Origin of the sequence: Mycobacterium sp. (genome assembly GCF_025965855.1) — a bacterium.
In the GTDB taxonomy this organism is placed as follows: domain Bacteria; phylum Actinomycetota; class Actinomycetes; order Mycobacteriales; family Mycobacteriaceae; genus Mycobacterium.
In genome coordinates, this window is record NZ_JAOPWB010000079.1 from 45,844 (window position 1) to 62,154 (window position 16,311).

General features: G+C 68.6%; 16 protein-coding genes, 2 pseudogenes and 1 riboswitch. Of the genes and pseudogenes, 12 read left to right on the plus strand and 6 right to left on the minus strand.

The window, feature by feature from the left end; genetic code table 11:
- Positions 1 to 39: 39 nt before the first annotated feature.
- Positions 40 to 348, minus strand: a complete 309-nt coding sequence (locus JWP83_RS05990) for a DUF3263 domain-containing protein (RefSeq protein ID WP_066917645.1) — start codon at positions 346 to 348, stop codon at positions 40 to 42.
- A gap of 194 nt (positions 349 to 542) precedes the next feature.
- Here JWP83_RS05990 and JWP83_RS05995 point away from each other — a divergent pair, with 194 nt between their 5' ends.
- From JWP83_RS05995 to JWP83_RS06015, 5 genes are all read left to right on the plus strand, one after another.
- Positions 543 to 1,136, plus strand: a complete 594-nt coding sequence (locus JWP83_RS05995) for a peptide deformylase (protein WP_297727167.1) — start codon at positions 543 to 545, stop codon at positions 1,134 to 1,136.
- Entirely contained in the window at positions 1,136 to 2,023 is an 888-nt protein-coding gene (locus JWP83_RS06000) for a GNAT family N-acetyltransferase (protein WP_297727171.1), read from the plus strand. The genes JWP83_RS05995 and JWP83_RS06000 overlap by 1 nt, the downstream gene beginning before the upstream one ends.
- A 17-nt stretch (positions 2,024 to 2,040) precedes the next feature.
- Positions 2,041 to 2,847 carry an exodeoxyribonuclease III gene (locus JWP83_RS06005; RefSeq protein ID WP_297727213.1) on the plus strand — a complete coding sequence of 269 codons (807 nt, stop codon included), beginning with the start codon at positions 2,041 to 2,043 and terminating at the stop codon, positions 2,845 to 2,847.
- A gap of 177 nt (positions 2,848 to 3,024) precedes the next feature.
- Complete coding sequence (locus JWP83_RS06010; RefSeq protein ID WP_297727174.1) at positions 3,025 to 3,468, plus strand: hypothetical protein; 444 nt, start codon at positions 3,025 to 3,027, stop codon at positions 3,466 to 3,468.
- A 54-nt stretch (positions 3,469 to 3,522) separates the two neighbouring features.
- On the plus strand, positions 3,523 to 7,968 hold the full coding sequence (locus JWP83_RS06015) for an HAD-IC family P-type ATPase (protein ID WP_367185581.1): 4,446 nt from the start codon (positions 3,523 to 3,525) through the stop codon (positions 7,966 to 7,968).
- Here JWP83_RS06015 and JWP83_RS31160 read toward each other — a convergent pair.
- A pseudogene (locus JWP83_RS31160) lies at positions 7,892 to 8,131 on the minus strand (hypothetical protein); the annotation flags it as partial. The gene JWP83_RS06015 and the pseudogene JWP83_RS31160 sit on opposite strands and share 77 nt — an antisense overlap.
- On the opposite strand from JWP83_RS31160, the gene JWP83_RS06025 reads away from it, so the two are divergent.
- The gene (locus JWP83_RS06025) at positions 8,030 to 8,305 is read left to right on the plus strand and encodes a hypothetical protein (RefSeq protein WP_297727177.1); all 276 of its coding nucleotides are present in this window, start codon (positions 8,030 to 8,032) and stop codon (positions 8,303 to 8,305) included. The pseudogene JWP83_RS31160 and the gene JWP83_RS06025 sit on opposite strands and share 102 nt — an antisense overlap.
- Positions 8,306 to 8,343: 38 nt before the next feature.
- Here JWP83_RS06025 and JWP83_RS06030 read toward each other — a convergent pair whose 3' ends face one another.
- Together JWP83_RS06030 and JWP83_RS06035 are read right to left on the minus strand one after the other, a co-directional pair.
- Positions 8,344 to 8,706: an STAS domain-containing protein gene (locus JWP83_RS06030; RefSeq protein ID WP_297727216.1), complete on the minus strand. Its 363-nt coding sequence runs from the start codon at positions 8,704 to 8,706 to the stop codon at positions 8,344 to 8,346.
- A 100-nt stretch (positions 8,707 to 8,806) separates the two neighbouring features.
- Entirely contained in the window at positions 8,807 to 9,487 is a 681-nt protein-coding gene (locus JWP83_RS06035; protein WP_297727180.1) for a PAS and ANTAR domain-containing protein, read from the minus strand.
- 69 nt (positions 9,488 to 9,556) lie between these two features.
- A riboswitch (TPP riboswitch) is annotated at positions 9,557 to 9,667 on the plus strand.
- Between JWP83_RS06035 and thiC the strand changes: the two genes are divergently transcribed.
- The 6 genes from thiC to JWP83_RS06065 all read left to right on the plus strand — a co-directional run bounded on the left by thiC (position 9,658) and on the right by JWP83_RS06065 (position 14,385).
- Positions 9,658 to 11,292: a phosphomethylpyrimidine synthase ThiC gene (gene thiC / locus JWP83_RS06040; protein ID WP_297727183.1), complete on the plus strand. Its 1,635-nt coding sequence runs from the start codon at positions 9,658 to 9,660 to the stop codon at positions 11,290 to 11,292. (Overlaps the previous riboswitch by 10 nt.)
- Positions 11,289 to 12,116: a bifunctional hydroxymethylpyrimidine kinase/phosphomethylpyrimidine kinase gene (gene thiD / locus JWP83_RS06045; protein WP_297727186.1), complete on the plus strand. Its 828-nt coding sequence runs from the start codon at positions 11,289 to 11,291 to the stop codon at positions 12,114 to 12,116. Before thiC ends, thiD begins: the two co-directional genes overlap by 4 nt.
- A complete protein-coding gene (locus JWP83_RS06050; RefSeq protein WP_297727189.1) occupies positions 12,113 to 12,751 on the plus strand; it encodes an alpha/beta family hydrolase in 639 nt (212 codons plus the stop codon). Before thiD ends, JWP83_RS06050 begins: the two co-directional genes overlap by 4 nt.
- 16 nt (positions 12,752 to 12,767) lie before the next feature.
- Positions 12,768 to 12,992: a hypothetical protein gene (locus JWP83_RS06055; protein WP_297727192.1), complete on the plus strand. Its 225-nt coding sequence runs from the start codon at positions 12,768 to 12,770 to the stop codon at positions 12,990 to 12,992.
- 64 nt (positions 12,993 to 13,056) lie between these two features.
- Positions 13,057 to 13,491, plus strand: coding sequence for a MarR family transcriptional regulator (locus JWP83_RS06060; protein WP_297727195.1), 435 nt, complete (start codon positions 13,057 to 13,059; stop codon positions 13,489 to 13,491).
- Between the two features lie 18 nt (positions 13,492 to 13,509).
- Positions 13,510 to 14,385, plus strand: coding sequence for an LLM class F420-dependent oxidoreductase (locus tag JWP83_RS06065; RefSeq protein WP_297727199.1), 876 nt, complete (start codon positions 13,510 to 13,512; stop codon positions 14,383 to 14,385).
- Positions 14,386 to 14,394: 9 nt separating this feature from the next.
- Here the strand turns inward: JWP83_RS06065 and JWP83_RS06070 are convergent, their stop codons facing one another.
- Together JWP83_RS06070 and JWP83_RS06075 are read right to left on the minus strand one after the other, a co-directional pair.
- Complete coding sequence (locus JWP83_RS06070; protein WP_297727201.1) at positions 14,395 to 15,852, minus strand: peptidase; 1,458 nt, start codon at positions 15,850 to 15,852, stop codon at positions 14,395 to 14,397.
- A gap of 151 nt (positions 15,853 to 16,003) precedes the next feature.
- Positions 16,004 to 16,311: pseudogene (locus JWP83_RS06075) on the minus strand (hypothetical protein); the annotation flags it as partial.

The following is a 16,311-nucleotide window of genomic DNA, read 5'->3' on the forward strand; positions in this document are numbered from 1 at the left end:
AGCCAGGAAAGCACCGGAGCCTGCAAAGCCACCGAGCTGTCAGGTCACTTCGAAGCCGAGGCGGCGCGCCGCCCGCGCCTTCTGCCGGCTGGCGCGCAGCCGTCGCAGCCGCTTCACGAGCATCGGGTCGGCGGCCAGCGCCTCGGGTCGATCGACCAGCGCGTTGAGCACCTGGTAGTAGCGCGTCGCCGACATCGAGAACAGCTCTTTGATGGCGTCTTCCTTGACCCCGGCGTACTTCCACCACTGGCGCTCGAACGCCAGGATGTCGTGTTCACGGCGGGTCAGCCCATCGGCGATGTCAGCGTCGTCCCCCGATCGATTTGCCCGCGCCATGGCGCTGTCCATATCGCTTCCCCTGGACCCTTTCGGCGATTCCCAACGTGCTCGAATGACTTGACTTACATCGGGGCATGTTTCGGCGAATATTGAACCACGCTTCGAACCCTCAAGCCGTAATCCAGACCCGCGAGTCGGCCGATTCGCTGCGATTGCCCCGGCTGCGCTCAACGCGGCCGCGACACGCTTTAAGCTAGCCGACCATGGCAGTGGTACCCATTCGCATCGTGGGAGATCCGGTCCTGCACACCCCGACAACGCCGGTGGCCGTCGCCGCCGACGGTTCGTTGCCGGCCGACCTGCCCGCGCTGATCGCCACGATGTACGACACCATGGACGCCGCGCACGGCGTCGGGCTCGCCGCCAACCAGATCGGGCACGGGCTGCGGCTCTTCGTCTACGACTGCGCCGAGGACCGCGGCCTGACCGACCGCCGCCGCGGCGTGGTCATCAATCCGGTGCTGGAGACTTCAGAAGTTCCCGAGACCATGCCCGACCCTGGTGACGACGACGAGGGGTGCCTGTCGGTCCCCGGCGAGTCGTTCCCGACCGGCCGGGCGAAGTGGGCGCGGGTAACCGGACTCGACGCCGACGGCAGTCAGATCACCATCGAGGGCACCGGCCTGTTCGCGCGGATGCTGCAGCACGAAACCGGGCACCTGGACGGCTTCCTGTACCTGGACCGTCTCATCGGCCGGCACGCGCGCGCCGCCAAACGTGCCGTGAAGTCACAGGGTTGGGGCGTTCCGGGCCTGTCGTGGCTGCCGGGCGAGGGACCGGACCCGTTCGGCCACTGATGGTTTCGTGGCCGGACCTGGGAACGCGGGTGACGGTTCGCTACCGGCGCGCGAAAGGATCGGTCCCGCCGCTGACCGACGCGGTCGGACACCTGCTGGCGGTCGATCCGCTGGTACGGGTACGGACGAAAACGGGCGCGGTGGTCGAGTTTGCGCCCGCCGACGTCGTCGCGCTGCGGGCACTGACCGACGCGCCGGTGCGCACCGCCCAGATCAGGGCGCTCGAGCAGGCCGCCGCGAAGGCCTGGCCCGGCGACGAACGGGCCTGGCTTGACGGCTGGCTGCTGCGGGCCGGGCAGGGGGCCGGTCTGACCGCCAATTCGGCTATGCCACTTGATATCTCGGCTCAACTGAGCGCGCTCCCCGCGATCGTCACCTGGTACGAACGTCGCGGCCTCACTCCGTGGCTGGCCGTCCCCGAGCGCTTGTTGGCGCTGCCGCGCGGGGTGACGGGCGACGAAGAACGAGTCCTGGTGCGCGACGTCCCCGACGCGCGTGAGCCCGACCCGTCCGTCACCCTGTCGGCCCGGCCCGACGACGCCTGGCTGCGCATCTACCGGGGCGCGGTCCCCCTCGACGCGCTCACCGGCGTCATCGACGGCGAGCTGGTGTTCGGCACCCACCCGGGCGGGGCGGTCGCGCGCGCTGCGCTGACCAATGCACCGGACGGCACTGGCTGGTTGGGCCTGTCGTCGATCCGGGCCGCCGAGGAGCAGACCGCGGTGGCACTCTGCCGAGCGCTGCTGGCCTGGGGCGCGGATCGCGGCGCGTCCCACGCCTACCTGCGCGCCCGCGGCACCGGCGCGACCAACCTCGCCGATTTGCTCGGCTTCCTGCCGCATCACCGGCGCCGCTACATCGCGGCCCGACGGATCGATACCGTCTAGCCATGCCCGACGGCACCTTGCGGCTGGCCACCTGGAACGTGAATTCGATTCGCACGCGCCTGGACCGCGTCCTGGACTGGCTGGCCCGCGCCGACGTCGACGTGCTGGCCATGCAGGAGACCAAGTGCGCCGACGGCCAGTTCCCCGCCCTGCCGTTCTTCGAACTCGGCTACGAGGTCGCACACGTCGGCTTCAACCAGTGGAACGGCGTTGCCGTCGCGTCACGCGTGGGTCTCGAAGACGTCCAGATCGGGTTTGAGGGGCAGCCCACCTGGACGTCCAAGCCCGAGATCGCCGCCACGGCGGAAGCCCGCGCCCTGGGCGCCACCTGCGGCGGCGTGCGGGTGTGGAGCCTGTACGTGCCCAACGGCCGCGCCGTGGGCGATCCGCACTACACCTACAAGCTGAATTGGCTTGCTGCGCTGCGGGATTCGGCGGCCGGCTGGCTGCGCGACGACCCCGCGGCACCGATCGCGCTGGTGGGCGACTGGAACATCGCCCCGACGGACGACGACGTGTGGAGCACCGAATACTACGCCGGCGCCACGCACGTCTCCGAGCCGGAGCGCCGCGCGTTCGATGCCATCGTCGACGCGCAATTCGCTGACGTGGTAAGGCATTTCGCCCCGGGCCCCGGCGTCTACACCTACTGGGACTACACCCAGCTGCGGTTCCCGAAGAGACAGGGCATGCGCATCGACTTCATCCTCGCCTCACCGGCTTTGGCCGGCCGCGTAACGGGCGCGCAGATCGTCCGCGACGAACGCAAGGGCAAGGCGCCGAGCGATCACGCGCCCGTGCTGGTCGATGTGAGCCAGGTTTAAACTCGATGTGAGCCCGGTTTAAGAAGTTGCTCGTTGTACGCGCGTTTGTAACGTGGCAGGCTTTCGCCTTATAGATGCAGAGAACAATTTCGTTGTTGCTGTTAACCTCGCGTTCAACGGGTATACGGGTTGCCACGCGGTTCTCCAGTGAGAGCGATGAGATACCAGGGAGTAATCATGGGTGTCGTCGGTGGGGCAGTACGCAGCGTGGGCAAAACGGTGGGTCGTGCGGCGGACGCGAGCACGGCGGCCGCGGGCGCAGTGGGTGGCGCCGCGGTCAATGGAATCGTCGGCGGCGTCACGGGAGCCGCTGAGGGCATCAAGCGCGGAGTCAACAGCGGCAGTCACTCGACGCCGGCGGCCGCGTTGGCGTTGGGTGCGATTGGCGTCGCCGGACTGGTCGAGTGGCCGGTGCTGCTGGCCGTCGGCGGCGGAGCGCTGCTGCTGCACAGGATGAATCGCAAGCCGCAGAACGCCGCAGCGGCGAAGGCGAACCTCAAGCCGGTGCCTACCGCGCCGCCGCCGAAGAAGGCGGTGCCGCAGAAGGCCGCCGGCAAGTCGGCGGCCAAGAAGGCGGCCGGGCGCCGCGCCGGCGCCGCCGAGTTGCGCAGCACCAATTAAGAGCCGTTCGAGCAGCCTTTGAGCATTGTCACGTCGCTACCACGATTAACGCCGCTGCGGGCTCTCACTGCGCTGACCCAAGAGGTCTTGCACATCGCGGCGATTCCGCTGCGCGAAGGCGCCAGGGCGCTCACCGGCGATCTTCCCCACGAAACGCTGAGCCGGCGCTGCTGGCGCGGCGAGAGCCGCGCCTGGATCGAGGTGCGCGGCCTTGACGAGGCGAGCTCGGATGAACTAAGCGAACTGGGCCAGGCCGTGCTCGACGGCATCCAGGCCCACCCCGGCGTCACGTCGGCCAGCCTGAACCACCCCCTGTCGCGTGTGGTCGTGACCATCGGCGATCCGGACACCTCGCTGCGCGACCTGTGCGACGTTGTCGACGACGCCGAAAGGCGTTGCCGCTCAACCAACAAGGCGGCCGCGACGGCTTTGCCCGGCGACGGCGTGGTGGCGGCGACCCGGGCCGTGACCGTGGCCGCCAACGCGGCCGGGCTGGGCGTCGCGTTGGCCGGCCGGGCGCTGCACTGGCCGCGGTTGCCGATCGGTATCCAGGCGGGCGTGGTGGCGGTGGACTACCAACCCTGGCTGCGCCGGCAGGTCGAGGACCGCATCGGCGGTCCCGCGACGGACACCGTGCTGACGCTGGCCATGACGGCCGCGGAGACCGTCACCCTCGCCCCGGCGTCGCTGTCGGTGGGTCTGCTGATGCAGTCGCTGAAAGCCGCGGAATGCCGCGCCGAGGCGCGGGCCTGGCGCCACCACGAACCCGAGCTGGCCCGGCACGCCGACCAACCGCCCGCCGACGCGTCGTCGCCGAGGCCGCCGCGCGCCAGACCGGTGGAACGTAACGCCGGCCGCTTCGCGCTGGTCCAGGCGCTCAGCGCCGGGCTGGTCGGCGCCACCACCCGCAACCTGAACATGGCCGCCACCGCGGTGCTGGTGACCGCCCCCAAGGCCAGCCGCACCACGCCGGAGGCGTTCGCCGCCGCCCTCGGACGCGGATTGGCCGACCGGCACGCCGTCCTGTCGCTGCGGCCGGACGCGCTGCGCCGCCTCGACCGCGTCGACACGATCGTCATCGACCCACGGGTGTTGTGCACCACCGGCATGCGGGTGGCGCGCATCCGCGGCGCCGGCGAGCGGGAGCTGTCGGCGGCGTGGAACCGCGCCCAGCTGGTGCTGCAGAACAACGGCCAACGCCCGGGCTGGCACCGGGTGCCCGGGATGTCGGCCAGCGAGCCGCATTCGGCGGTCGAGGCGCTTTTCCGCCCCTCCCACGATCCATTGGCGTCGGTCCTGGTTGCCGAGGCGCATCGCACGGGATCGGATCTGGTATCGGTCGACCTGGATTCGCTGGGCGAGCTGCGGCCGGCGTTCGACGACTTGAGGCCTGTAGAGGGCACGTCCAACGCCTCGATCGACGACGCCCTCGCCCACGCCGTGGCGGACCTGCAACAAACGGGCCGCACGGTCGCCGTGCTGTCATCGTCTGGCGCACAAGCGCTTTCGTCCGCGGACGTGGCGCTGGGCGTGCTGCCACCGCCCGACGCCGGCCCGCCGCCCTGGTACGCCGATCTGCTGCTGCCCGACCTCGCCGCCGCCTGGCGGGTGCTGCACGCGCTTCCGGCGGCCAAGGCCGCCAGCCAGCGCGGGGTCGGGATAGCGGCCGGCGCGACGGCCATGGGATCGCTGCTGATGATCCCGGGCATCCGCGGCCTCGGCCCCGGACCGGTGACCACCGGAGCGGCGGCGGGCGCGCTCTCCGGTTACCTGCTGGCACGCGGGATCATGACCGCGGACGCACCGCGGTCGGCGCCCGTCCAGGAATGGCACGCGATGTCGGTCGACCAGGTCCGCAGGGCCCTGCCGCCGCCCCACCGGGAGCGGGCCGAGTCGGCCGCACAGGCGCAGCTGCCCGAGACCAACCCGAACGCGTTGTGGCAGCTCCTCAAGGCCGTCCGCGCCGAGCTGACCGACCCGCTGACCCCGGTGCTGGCGCTCGGGTCGGCGGCCAGCGCGGTGCTCGGGTCCCCCGTCGACGCCGTCTTGGTGTTTTCGGTCTTGACCGGGAACTCCATCCTGGCGGCCAGCCAGCGGCTGCGCGCCGAGAACCGCCTCAACCGCCTCCTCGAGCAGCAGATCCCGCCGGCCAGGAGGGTCGACACCGGTCCGGACGGGGAGCGGACGTACACCGACGCCATCGCGGCGCAATTGCGGCCCGGCGACGTCATCGAAATCCGGACGCACGAGGTGGTGCCGGCCGACGCCCGGATCGTCGAGGAGGTCGACGTCGAGGTCGACGAGTCGAGCCTCACCGGCGAGTCGCTGTCGGTGGAGAAGCAGGTCGACGCCACGCCGGGCGCAGAACTCGCGGAGCGTCGCTGCATGCTGTACGCCGGGACCACCGTCGTGGCGGGCACCGCGGTCGCCGTGGTGACCGCGGTCGGGGCCGACACCCAGGAACGGCGGGCCGCCGAGCTGGTGTCCGCCGACATGTCATCCGACGTCGGCCTGCAGCACCAGCTCAGCCAGCTCACCAATCGGGCTTTCCCCGTCAGCTTGACCGGCGGCGCGCTGGTGGGCGGGCTCGGGCTGTTGCGCGGGACGGGCTTGCGCCAGGCGGTGGCCAGCGGCATCGCCATCGCCGTCGCCGCCGTCCCCGAGGGGATGCCGTTGGTGGCGACGCTGGCGCAGTCGGCGTCCGCGCGACGGCTGACCAAGTACGGCGCGCTCGTCCGCGTTCCGCGTTCGGTGGAGGCGCTCGGCCGCATCGACGTGGTCTGCTTCGACAAAACGGGGACGCTGAGCGAGAACCGGCTGCGGGTGGCTGAGGTCCGCCCGGCGCCGCGGCACTCGCCCGAGGACGTACTGCGCCACGCGGCGCACGCCACCCCGGCGGCCAACGGCGGCCCGCAGGCGCACGCCACCGACGCCGCCATCCTCGAGGCGGCCGCCCGATCGCTGAACGGCTCCGCGCCGCACGCGAAACCTACTGGACCGGAGGCTCACCTTCCCTTCCGCTCCGGCAGGTCGTTCTCCGCCTCGGTCACCGGCACGGAGCTGACCGTCAAGGGTGCGCCCGAAGTGGTGCTGGCCGCCTGCGAGAACGCCGGCCCGAAGATCCAGCGAACGGTCGCCGAACTGGCCGCCGGCGGGCTACGTGTGATCGCGGTGGCGCAGCGCCGGCTGACATCGCAACAGGCCGGGGCGATCGAGGAGGACCCGGACGACATCGCGGAGTTCTGCCGCGACGGGCTGACGCTGACCGGGTTCCTCGGCCTGTCCGACACGCCGCGCGCCGAGGCCGTCGGCCTGCTCGCGAACCTGCGTCGGCAGGCGGTGGGCGTGAAGCTGATCACCGGCGACCACCCCATCACCGCGTTGGCCATCGCCAGGGAGCTGGGCCTGTCGGTGACCGACGAACAGGTGATCAGCGGTTCGGAGTGGGACTCGCTGTCGCGCAAGGACCAAGAGCGCGTCGTGACCGAGCGGGTGATCTTCGCGCGGATGACGCCCGAGAACAAAGTGCAGGTCGTCCAGACGCTGGAGGGTGCCGGCGTGCTGTGCGCGATGGTCGGCGACGGCTCCAACGACGCCGCCGCCATCCGGGCCGCCACGGTCGGTATCGGCGTGGTGGCGGGGGGCAGCGACCCGGCCCACATGGCGGCCGACGTGGTGCTGGTGGACGCCCGCATCGAGGCGCTGGTCCCGGCCATCGAGGAAGGCCGCCAGCTCTGGCGGCGCGTGCAGGCGGCGGTGTCCGTACTGCTCGGCGGCAACGCCGGCGAGGTGCTGTTCGCCGTCATCGGCAGCGCGATCACCGGCACGTCGCCGCTGAACACCCGCCAGCTGCTCCTGGTGAACATGATGACCGATGCGCTGCCCGCCGCGGCCCTGGCGGTCAGCGAGCCCAGCGGCGCCTTCGACCCGGGCATCCGCGGCCCGGACCAGCCCGCGTTGTGGCGCGCGGTGGCCATCCGCGGCGTCACCACGGCCGCCGCGACGACGGCGGCGTGGGCGATGGCAAGCGTCACCGGGCGCCCGCAGCGGGCCTCCACCGTGGCGCTGGTCGCGCTGGTGGGCGCCGAATTGGGCCAGACGCTGCTGGACTCTCACGCCCCGCTGGTGGTGCTCACGGCGGTGGGCTCGCTCGGCGCGATGGGAACGCTGATCAGCATCCCGGTCGTCAGCCAATTGCTCGGCTGCACACCGCTTGGTCCGGTCGGCTGGGGACAGGCTCTGGGGGCCGCCGCGGGGGCGACCATCGCGATAGCCGTTCTGAACCGGGTTTCGGAAGATTGGGGCACGCCGCACCGGCCGGACACGCTGCCCCCCGGGCCTGATGTGGCCGTGACGAACGGTGAAGCGTCCGATCGGAGTGCCGAATCTCAACCACCCCGACGCGCCAGAGCAGCGCATAAAGTTCTACCAGGGGCACCTTCAGCACCAAAGCGATCGACGAAACGAGCGGATCGGCCACAGAGTCGGTCGTCGACATAAGTCCGACGTTGACCTGACGACCCGGCCGGGCGGCAAACCCTTCGTTACTGAAAGGCAAATGATGGCGGAAAAGAAGTCGCGCAGGGGCACACCCCAGGGCGAAGCGGTGCAGAAGATCCGCGAGGGCGAAACCTTCGTGGTGAACGTGCCGGTGGTGGGGCAGGTGGAGATTCCGCGGCCGGAGCAACTGGCCTACTACGGCGGTCTGGCCGCCCTGGCGGCGTTCGAACTCATCGACTGGCCCGTCGCCCTGGTCATCGCCGCCGGACACGTGTTGGCGAGCAACCACCACAACCGGCTCCTCGAGGAGCTCGGCGATGCGATGGAAGAGGTCTAGCCGCTCGCGGCGTGCTCGAACTGCGGCCGGCAGCGGGTTCATCGCCCCCGGTCGCGTTGCAGCGCATCGGAAAGCGTCGGGTAGACCTCGAGGATGCGATCCAGCTCGGTCACCTGGATCGGTCGGAGGACCAGGTCGTTGTCCGCCACCAGTCGCACCGATGTGCCGGCTTCTTTCCCTCCCTCGTGGCAATCGAGCACCGCGTTCAACGCCGCGCTTCCGAAGAAGGTCACCGGTTGCAGATCCACGATCACCAGCCGGGCCGGGTGCTTCGCGGCCACCTGCAGCGCGGCGGCGAGGTGGGGGGTGAGCTGGCCGACGGTGCTCGAATCGACATCGCCTTTTACCCGAACGAGGACAGCGTCCTCTCGTGCCTCATGGTCAACCGCCAACAATTCCATGCCTTTCATCGCCTTGAACAAGCCGAATTCCTTCGCTAGACGAAGCTGCCGTGCCCGGATAGGCAGCATGCCCGGGAGAGAATGTTTCGAAGCCTAGCGATTACGCGGAAGGCTCGGGAGGAATCCGTTCGTGCACCGTCAGCAACAAATGATCGAACTGACTCTGGGCGGCGGCCGCCGGCGAGGGCAGGTTCATGACCTCGGCGAGCAATTGTTTCGCCAGCGCGCGCAGCTTCACGTTTGTCTCTTGGGAGCGCCATTGCAAGACGCGGAAGGCCTGCTCCGCGCTGACCCGATAGACGTACATCAGCACGCCCTTGGCCTGTTCGATGGCCGCGCGGTTCTCGAATAGGTCCGGCAGGGCTTCGTCGAGCACTTCCTGCCGGGTCTCGTCGAAGGTGTTTGTGAGGTCGATGTAGTAACCGGCGGTGCCCACCACCGTGCCGGAGTCGTCCAGCATGCGGTCGGCCACCACGATCGCGTCGTGCACGTTGCCGGCGGTGTCCAGAAACCGGTGACGACTCGAAAACGACTCCTCAGATTGCAGGGCGTAATCCAGCAGATCCTGGACGTGGGCGCGGTCGTCGGGATGCTTGTGCGACAGCAGCAGTTTCGTCGTCGGCACCACGGACCCCGGTTCGTAGCCGTGCATCCTGGCCACCTCGTCGGACCATTCCCAGCGTTGACCGACAAACCAGAAGCGGAAGGTGCCGACGTTCAAGTACCTGGCTGCAGCCTCCGTCGCGCTGGTCGGCTGCGCTGGGCTCTCGGCGGGTTGCACGTTTGCATCCTCCCATCCGGGTGGTCTCCCCGGCTACCGTCGTTGGGGGTAACGTCGCGTGCGGACCCATCCATAAGACGCGGGAGCGCACGCCGAATGCGCTGAGAGGACGGCTCGGGGCCGTCGACCGTACGAACCTGACCGGGTAATGCCGGCGTAGGGAGATGAGAATGACCGTCACCGTTGAGCCGTCCGTCACGACTGGACCGATCGCCGGCAGCAGCAAGGCCTATCGCGAGCTGGAGGGGGTGCCCGGCGCGCGCGTTCCCTTCCGGCGGGTCAACCTGTCGACCGGGGATCACTTCGATCTTTATGACACCTCCGGGCCCTACACCGATCAGGACGCGCCGATCGATCTGGCGGCCGGACTGCCGGCGCGGCACGGCGTGGTCCGCGACCGCGGCACCCAGCTGCAGCGGGCCCGCGCCGGTGAGATCACCGCCGAGATGGCGTTCATCGCCGCCCGCGAGGGCGTGCCCGCCGAACTGGTACGCGACGAGGTCGCCCGCGGCCGCGCGGTGATCCCGGCCAACTACAACCATCCCGAGAGCGAGCCGATGATCATCGGCAAGGCGTTCGCGGTCAAGGTCAACGCCAACATCGGCAACTCGGCGGTGACGTCGTCGATCGCCGAAGAGGTCGACAAGATGGTGTGGGCCACCCGCTGGGGCGCCGACACCATCATGGACTTGTCCACCGGCAAGAACATCCACGAGACCCGCGAGTGGATCCTGCGCAACTCGCCGGTGCCGGTCGGCACCGTGCCGATCTACCAGGCGCTGGAAAAGGTCAACGGCGATCCGACCGAGCTCACCTGGGAGATCTACCGCGACACCGTGATCGAGCAGTGCGAGCAGGGTGTGGACTACATGACGGTGCACGCCGGCGTGCTGCTGCGGTATGTCCCGCTGACCGCCAAGCGGGTCACCGGGATCGTGTCCCGCGGCGGGTCGATCATGGCGGCCTGGTGCCTGGCTCACCACCGGGAGTCGTTCCTCTACACCAACTTTGCGGAGCTCTGCGACATCTTCGCGCGCTACGACGTCACGTTCTCGCTCGGCGACGGGCTGCGGCCGGGCTCGATCGCCGACGCCAACGACGCCGCCCAGTTCGCCGAGCTGCGCACCCTGGGCGAGCTGACCAAGATCGCGAAAGCCCATGGCGCACAAGTGATGATCGAAGGGCCGGGGCACATCCCGATGCACAAGATCGTCGAGAACGTGCGGCTGGAAGAGGAGCTGTGTGAGGAGGCCCCGTTCTACACGCTGGGGCCGCTGGCCACCGACATCGCGCCGGCCTACGACCACATCACGTCGGCGATCGGCGCGGCGATCATCGCCCAGGCCGGTACCGCGATGTTGTGCTACGTGACCCCGAAGGAGCACCTCGGGTTGCCGGACCGCAAGGACGTCAAGGACGGGGTGATCGCTTACAAGATCGCCGCCCACTCGGCCGATCTGGCCAAGGGGCACCCCCGCGCCCAGGAGCGCGACGACGCGTTGAGCACGGCGCGCTTCGAGTTCCGCTGGAACGATCAGTTCGCGCTGTCGTTGGACCCCGACACCGCAAAGGAATTCCACGACGAGACGCTGCCGGCCGAACCGGCCAAGACCGCGCATTTCTGCTCGATGTGCGGGCCGAAGTTCTGCTCGATGCGCATCACCCAGGACGTGCGCGACTTTGCCGCCAAACACGGGCTCGAGACCGAAGAGGACATCGAGGCCATGATGAGCGAGGGCATGGTCGAGAAGTCGCGCGAGTTCGCCGAGCACGGCAACCGGGTGTACCTGCCGATCACGCAGTGAATTTCCTGCCGCTGCCGCCGCCGGGCACCACGCCGCTGCGCGTGCTGACCATCGCCGGATCGGACTCGGGCGGCGGCGCGGGCATCCAGGCCGACATGCGCACCATGGCGCTGCTGGGCGTGCACGCCTGCGTCGCGGTCACCGCGGTCACCGTCCAGAACACGTTGGGCGTCAAGAGCTTTCACGAGGTTCCCGACGACGTCGTCTCCGATCAGATCGAGGCCGTGGTCACCGATATCGGCATCCAGGCCGCCAAGACCGGGATGCTGGCGTCGTCGGCCATCATCGCCGCGGTGGCCGCCACCTGGCGCCGGCTCGGTTTGACGGTTCCGCTCGTCGTCGACCCGGTGTGCGCATCGATGCACGGCGACGCCCTGCTTGCGTCGTCGGCCCTGGATTCGCTTCGCGACCAACTGTTTCCGTTGGCGACGCTGGTGACACCGAACCTCGACGAGGTGCGCCTACTGGTAGATATAGAGGTCATCGACTCGACATCCCAGCGCGCGGCGGCCAAGGCGCTGCACGCGCTGGGCCCGCGCTGGGTGCTGGTCAAGGGCGGACACCTGCGGTCGTCGGATCGAAGCTGCGACTTGCTCTATGACGGCGCCGACTTCCACGAGTTCGACTCGCAGCGGTTGCCCACCGGCAACGACCACGGCGGCGGTGACACGCTCGCAACCGCGGTCGCCTGCGCGCTGGCGCACGGCTTCAGCGTGCCCGAAGCGGTCGGGTTCGGGAAGCGCTGGGTCACCGAATCCCTGCGCGCCGCCTATCCGTTGGGCGGCGGCCACGGGCCCGTCTCCCCCCTGTTTCGGTTGTCGTGAACCTCGAGCAGATCGCGGGCGTCGCGCACCAACCGTCTGGCACGGCGTCGGGCGTGGTGGTCCTCACCCACGGCGCCGGCGGCGACCGCGAATCGCTCCTGTTGCAACAGGTTTGCGACGAGTGGGCGCAGCGCGGCTGGCTCGCGGTGCGCTACAACCTGCCGTATCGCCGGCGCAGGCCGAAGGGCCCGCCGTCCGGCTCGGCGGCCGGCGACCGCGAGGGTATCGTCGAGGCAATCACGTTGTGCCGCGGCCTTTCCGGCGGCCCGCTGATCGCCGGCGGTCATTCCTACGGCGGCCGGCAGACATCCATGGTCGTGGCCGCGGGCGGGGTTTCGGTGGACGTGCTGACGCTGTTCTCCTACCCGGTCCACCCCCCGGGCAAGCCGGAGCGCGCCCGCACCGAGCACCTTCCCGACATCCGGCTGCCCACCGTGTTCACCCACGGAACGTCGGATCCGTTCGGGACGCCGGGCGAGTTGCGCGACGCCGCCGCGCTGATCGCCGCACCGACCGAGGTCGTCGAGATCACCGGCGCGCGCCACGACCTGCGCTCGAAGAGTCTCGACATGCCCGCGCTCGCGGTCGAGGCGGCGTTGCGGCTTGTTCGTCTCCAACGACCGCGAGCCACATAAACCCGAGGGACCGCACATGTGGGAAAAACTTCGCCGAGCGCTCGAATTCCGGCTCAGCGTCGCCCAGCTGATGGCCATCGGGCCAATCCTCGGCACCCCGTACCTACTGGTGGGAACCGTCTGGTCGACGACCCACACCGAGCATCTGCATCAGATGCACGGGGTCGACCTGGCGGTGTCCTTCCTGGGCTCGATCGTGTCGTGGCCGGTCCTGCTTTTCGCCGACGTCTGCATGGCGTGAGGATGGCCCGCTATTTACCCAGTTAAAACTGGACAGTTTTAGCTGTCTAGTTTAGGGTGGGGTCATGGACGGCATCGGTGGCTCCGCCGTGGCGGCCGCCCGCGACCTGCGGGTGCTGTTCAGCCGGCTGCGACGCCGGTTGAGGAGTCTCGGGGTCGACGACGACCTGACGCCGTCCCAGACCGCGGTGCTCACCCGGCTCTGGAAAGAGGGAGCGTCGTCGGCCAGCGCGCTGGCCGGTGCCGAACGGGTGCGACCGCAGTCGATGGCCACGATCGTGGCCGCGCTCGAACAACGCGGGCTCGTCGAACGCACTCCCGATCCCGAAGATGGTCGCCGCCAAGTGGTTTCGTTGACCATCGAAGGCCGACGGCGCGCCGAGAGCGATCGCCAGGTGCGGGAGGAGTGGCTGGCGCGCGCCATCCAGGAGCGGTATTCCGAACGGGAACGCCGCGTCATCCTCGATGCGTTGTCGCTGCTCGAGCGTCTAACCGAATGACGAAAGAGGGCTACTGCAATGGAATTAGGCGTACATTTCATCGATTTTCTACCGGGGGATCCGGCGAGGCTGGGCCCGACGCTGGCCGACGCGGCCAAGGCCGCCGAGCACGCCGGCGCGACGATGTTCACCCTGGCCGACCATTTCTTCCAGATGGAAAACTTTGGGCGGGCTGAGGATCCGTTCCTCGAGGGCTACACGTCGTTGGGCTTCCTGGCGGCGCAGACTACCACGATCGACCTCACCTTACTGGTTACCGGCGTCACCTACCGATATCCCGGCGTGCTGGCCAAGACGGTCACCACGCTGGACGTGCTGTCGCAGGGCCGGTCGATGCTGGGCCTCGGCGCCGCGTGGTACGAACGCGAACACGTCGCCCTAGGCGTTCCGTATCCGCCGCTGCGCGAGCGCTTCGAGATGCTCGAAGAGACGTTGCAGATCTGCCGGCAGATGTGGAGCGACGACGACGGGCCCTACGACGGCAAGCACTACCGGCTGGCCGAGACAATCTGTGTGCCGCAACCGATCCGGCGTCCCCCAATCCTGATCGGCGGCGACGGCGAGAAGAAGACGCTGCGGCTGGTCGCGCAGTACGCCGATGTTTGGAACAGCACGACGAGCAATGCCGAGGACCTCAAGCACAAGATCGACGTGCTCAACCGACACTGCGAGACCGTGGGCCGGGATCCCGGTGAGATCCGCAAGACTTTTGGCGGCCTTTTGGTGGTCGACCCGTTCGAGGACACCGACGAGTACCTGAAGACCGTGGAACGCTACGCCGAGCTGGGTGTTGAGATGATCAATGTCGGCCCGCTGCCCGGAAACCCCGATCCCGTCGGCTTCATCCGCCGGCTCGGAGATGAGGTGATTCCCAAGCTCGCCGAAATTGCCTGAGAGTGAGCGCTATCCGGGATAGCGCGAATAGCAGGCGTCCATGTTGCCGGTCACGCCGCCGCGGAAGGCGGCGATCCGCGTGAAACCGGCCGGCACGCTGGTGCCGTCGGCGTCGCTGGCGACCAGGTGGTTGATGAGCAGGCCGGAGACGGCTTCGTCGAGATCGCCGGCGGTCAGGATGAGCTGCTTCTGGGACGGCAGCTCGATCGGTTCTGCCATCTTTCGGTGCACGACACCGGTCAGGCACGCGGTGCGCAGCGCGGTCCAGGGGCTCTGCATCGCCAGGCCACGTTCGTGCTGCACCGCCAACGCGTACCTCGACATCACCATCGACAGCGCGGTGTCGTCACCTTGGGGCAGCGTGTGCTCGTTTTCGGCGGCGACCTTACCCGCCTTCGCCAGGCCCGGGAGGTCGATGACGATCGTGTTGGTTGCCGGACAGTAGGACGCCGGCGGGCTGGCTTTCGCGTCCGGGCAATCGGCCGGCGTATAGGACAGCGTCGGTGGATTCTTCGGGGAGAAGATCTTTCCCAGGAGCTCCATCAGCGTCGACAACGTGTCCTCGTTGATCGGGACCTCCCCGGTCTCCGGATCCCCGGTGTTATCGGTCCGAAGTGTGGTCGGCAGGTCACCGCGGCGCTGGTCGATTTCCTGCTTGTTGATCCCCGCGCACGCCGAGGCGCCGTTGATGAAGCCCATCTGGAAGGCGCTGATCCGGTCCAGGGCCGACCCGTGTTCGTCGTCGTTCGTGGTGTCGGCGTCCATGACCGGGTCGCGGGTGGTGATGATTCCGGCCAGCACGTGGTCGAGCCCGTCGGCGGTGCTCAGCGTGAACCGCGGCGACTTGCCGTCGGCCACCCAAAACAGATACACACCCGCGAAGCAATCGGCCTGCTGTTCGCGAACGATGGTCGGGTCTGTTCTGGTCACCAGTTTCGCCATCTGCTGCAGGGCGTGCCCGAATTCGTGCGCCAACACACCGTTAACGGACATGTCACCGAAATAGCGTTGTGCCACGGCCATGAACACCCCGCGATCCCAGGCGATCAGGTTGCAGCGCGAGGTGAAGAAGGCGTTGACGAGCTTGTAGGTGTCGTTATGGCAAACGATCGGACTGTTCGGATTGTCGGAGTCGTAGGACACCATCTTGGCGACCGGAACGAAAGTCCCTTTCAGCGATTGGCTGTACACCGATTTCCAGTAGTCCTCGATGTCGTTGATCGAGAGCAGGGACAACTTGTCGATCGGCCCGTTGTCGGTGTTCACCACCGTGCCGGTAGGGCTCGGCGCGTTCGAGCGGATCCCGCTGGGGCCGTTGGTCGCCGGAATACCGCCCACCCGGAAGGGGTCATTGAGCATGGACAGGGCGCGCCCGTCGATGAAAGTGGTGCAGCCCGCCACTATGAGTACTGCCCCTGCGCAGGCGATAGCCGCCTTCAGACGTGGACTCCGCCCGCGCACATTCATGACAAACCTCATCCGACCGGGCTGCAAGGCAGCATCAAAGGGATCTCAGTCTAGATCCCTTGGCTAACTCTGACAGCCCAAATCCCCGACTGCGAAACGTTAACGGGCTGGGCGGTATTCACCCGGTAAATTGCCGGCGTCCGGACCGCCCTTAAAACGGCGGCGGTTCGTCGTCGTCGTTGGGGGGTGGGGCGGGTCCGAAGTAGTCGTGGCTTTCGGATTTTCGGGCCAGGCGGGCGTCGCGGTTGTGTCGGCGTTCGGTCGCCACGCGGTACGCGCGCTCTTGGGTGCGGGTGCGGCGGCGTTTGGGCATCATGGCGGTGCGCTCGGCGCAGCGCTCGGTGTCGGTGCTCGCGGGCCTGGGCACCTCGCCGGTGGGCGCACAGAGCGAGGGGAACAGCAGTGCGCTGGCGGGGGTGGTGACGTAGGTGTGCCCGTCAGGCAGCGCCCAGATGACGG

What these genes read in the sequence shown, in the direction of transcription:
- JWP83_RS05990 (WP_066917645.1), bottom strand. Translation starts at nt 348, where the DNA reads ATGGACAGCGCCATGGCGCGGGCAAATCGATCGGGGGACGACGCTGAC.
- JWP83_RS05995 (WP_297727167.1), top strand. Translation starts at nt 543, where the DNA reads ATGGCAGTGGTACCCATTCGCATCGTGGGAGATCCGGTCCTGCACACC.
- JWP83_RS06000 (WP_297727171.1), top strand. Translation starts at nt 1,136, where the DNA reads ATGGTTTCGTGGCCGGACCTGGGAACGCGGGTGACGGTTCGCTACCGG.
- JWP83_RS06010 (WP_297727174.1), top strand. Translation starts at nt 3,025, where the DNA reads ATGGGTGTCGTCGGTGGGGCAGTACGCAGCGTGGGCAAAACGGTGGGT.
- JWP83_RS06025 (WP_297727177.1), top strand. Translation starts at nt 8,030, where the DNA reads ATGGCGGAAAAGAAGTCGCGCAGGGGCACACCCCAGGGCGAAGCGGTG.
- JWP83_RS06030 (WP_297727216.1), bottom strand. Translation starts at nt 8,706, where the DNA reads ATGGAATTGTTGGCGGTTGACCATGAGGCACGAGAGGACGCTGTCCTC.
- thiC (WP_297727183.1), top strand. Translation starts at nt 9,658, where the DNA reads ATGACCGTCACCGTTGAGCCGTCCGTCACGACTGGACCGATCGCCGGC.
- JWP83_RS06055 (WP_297727192.1), top strand. Translation starts at nt 12,768, where the DNA reads ATGTGGGAAAAACTTCGCCGAGCGCTCGAATTCCGGCTCAGCGTCGCC.
- JWP83_RS06060 (WP_297727195.1), top strand. Translation starts at nt 13,057, where the DNA reads ATGGACGGCATCGGTGGCTCCGCCGTGGCGGCCGCCCGCGACCTGCGG.
- JWP83_RS06065 (WP_297727199.1), top strand. Translation starts at nt 13,510, where the DNA reads ATGGAATTAGGCGTACATTTCATCGATTTTCTACCGGGGGATCCGGCG.
- JWP83_RS06070 (WP_297727201.1), bottom strand. Translation starts at nt 15,852, where the DNA reads ATGAATGTGCGCGGGCGGAGTCCACGTCTGAAGGCGGCTATCGCCTGC.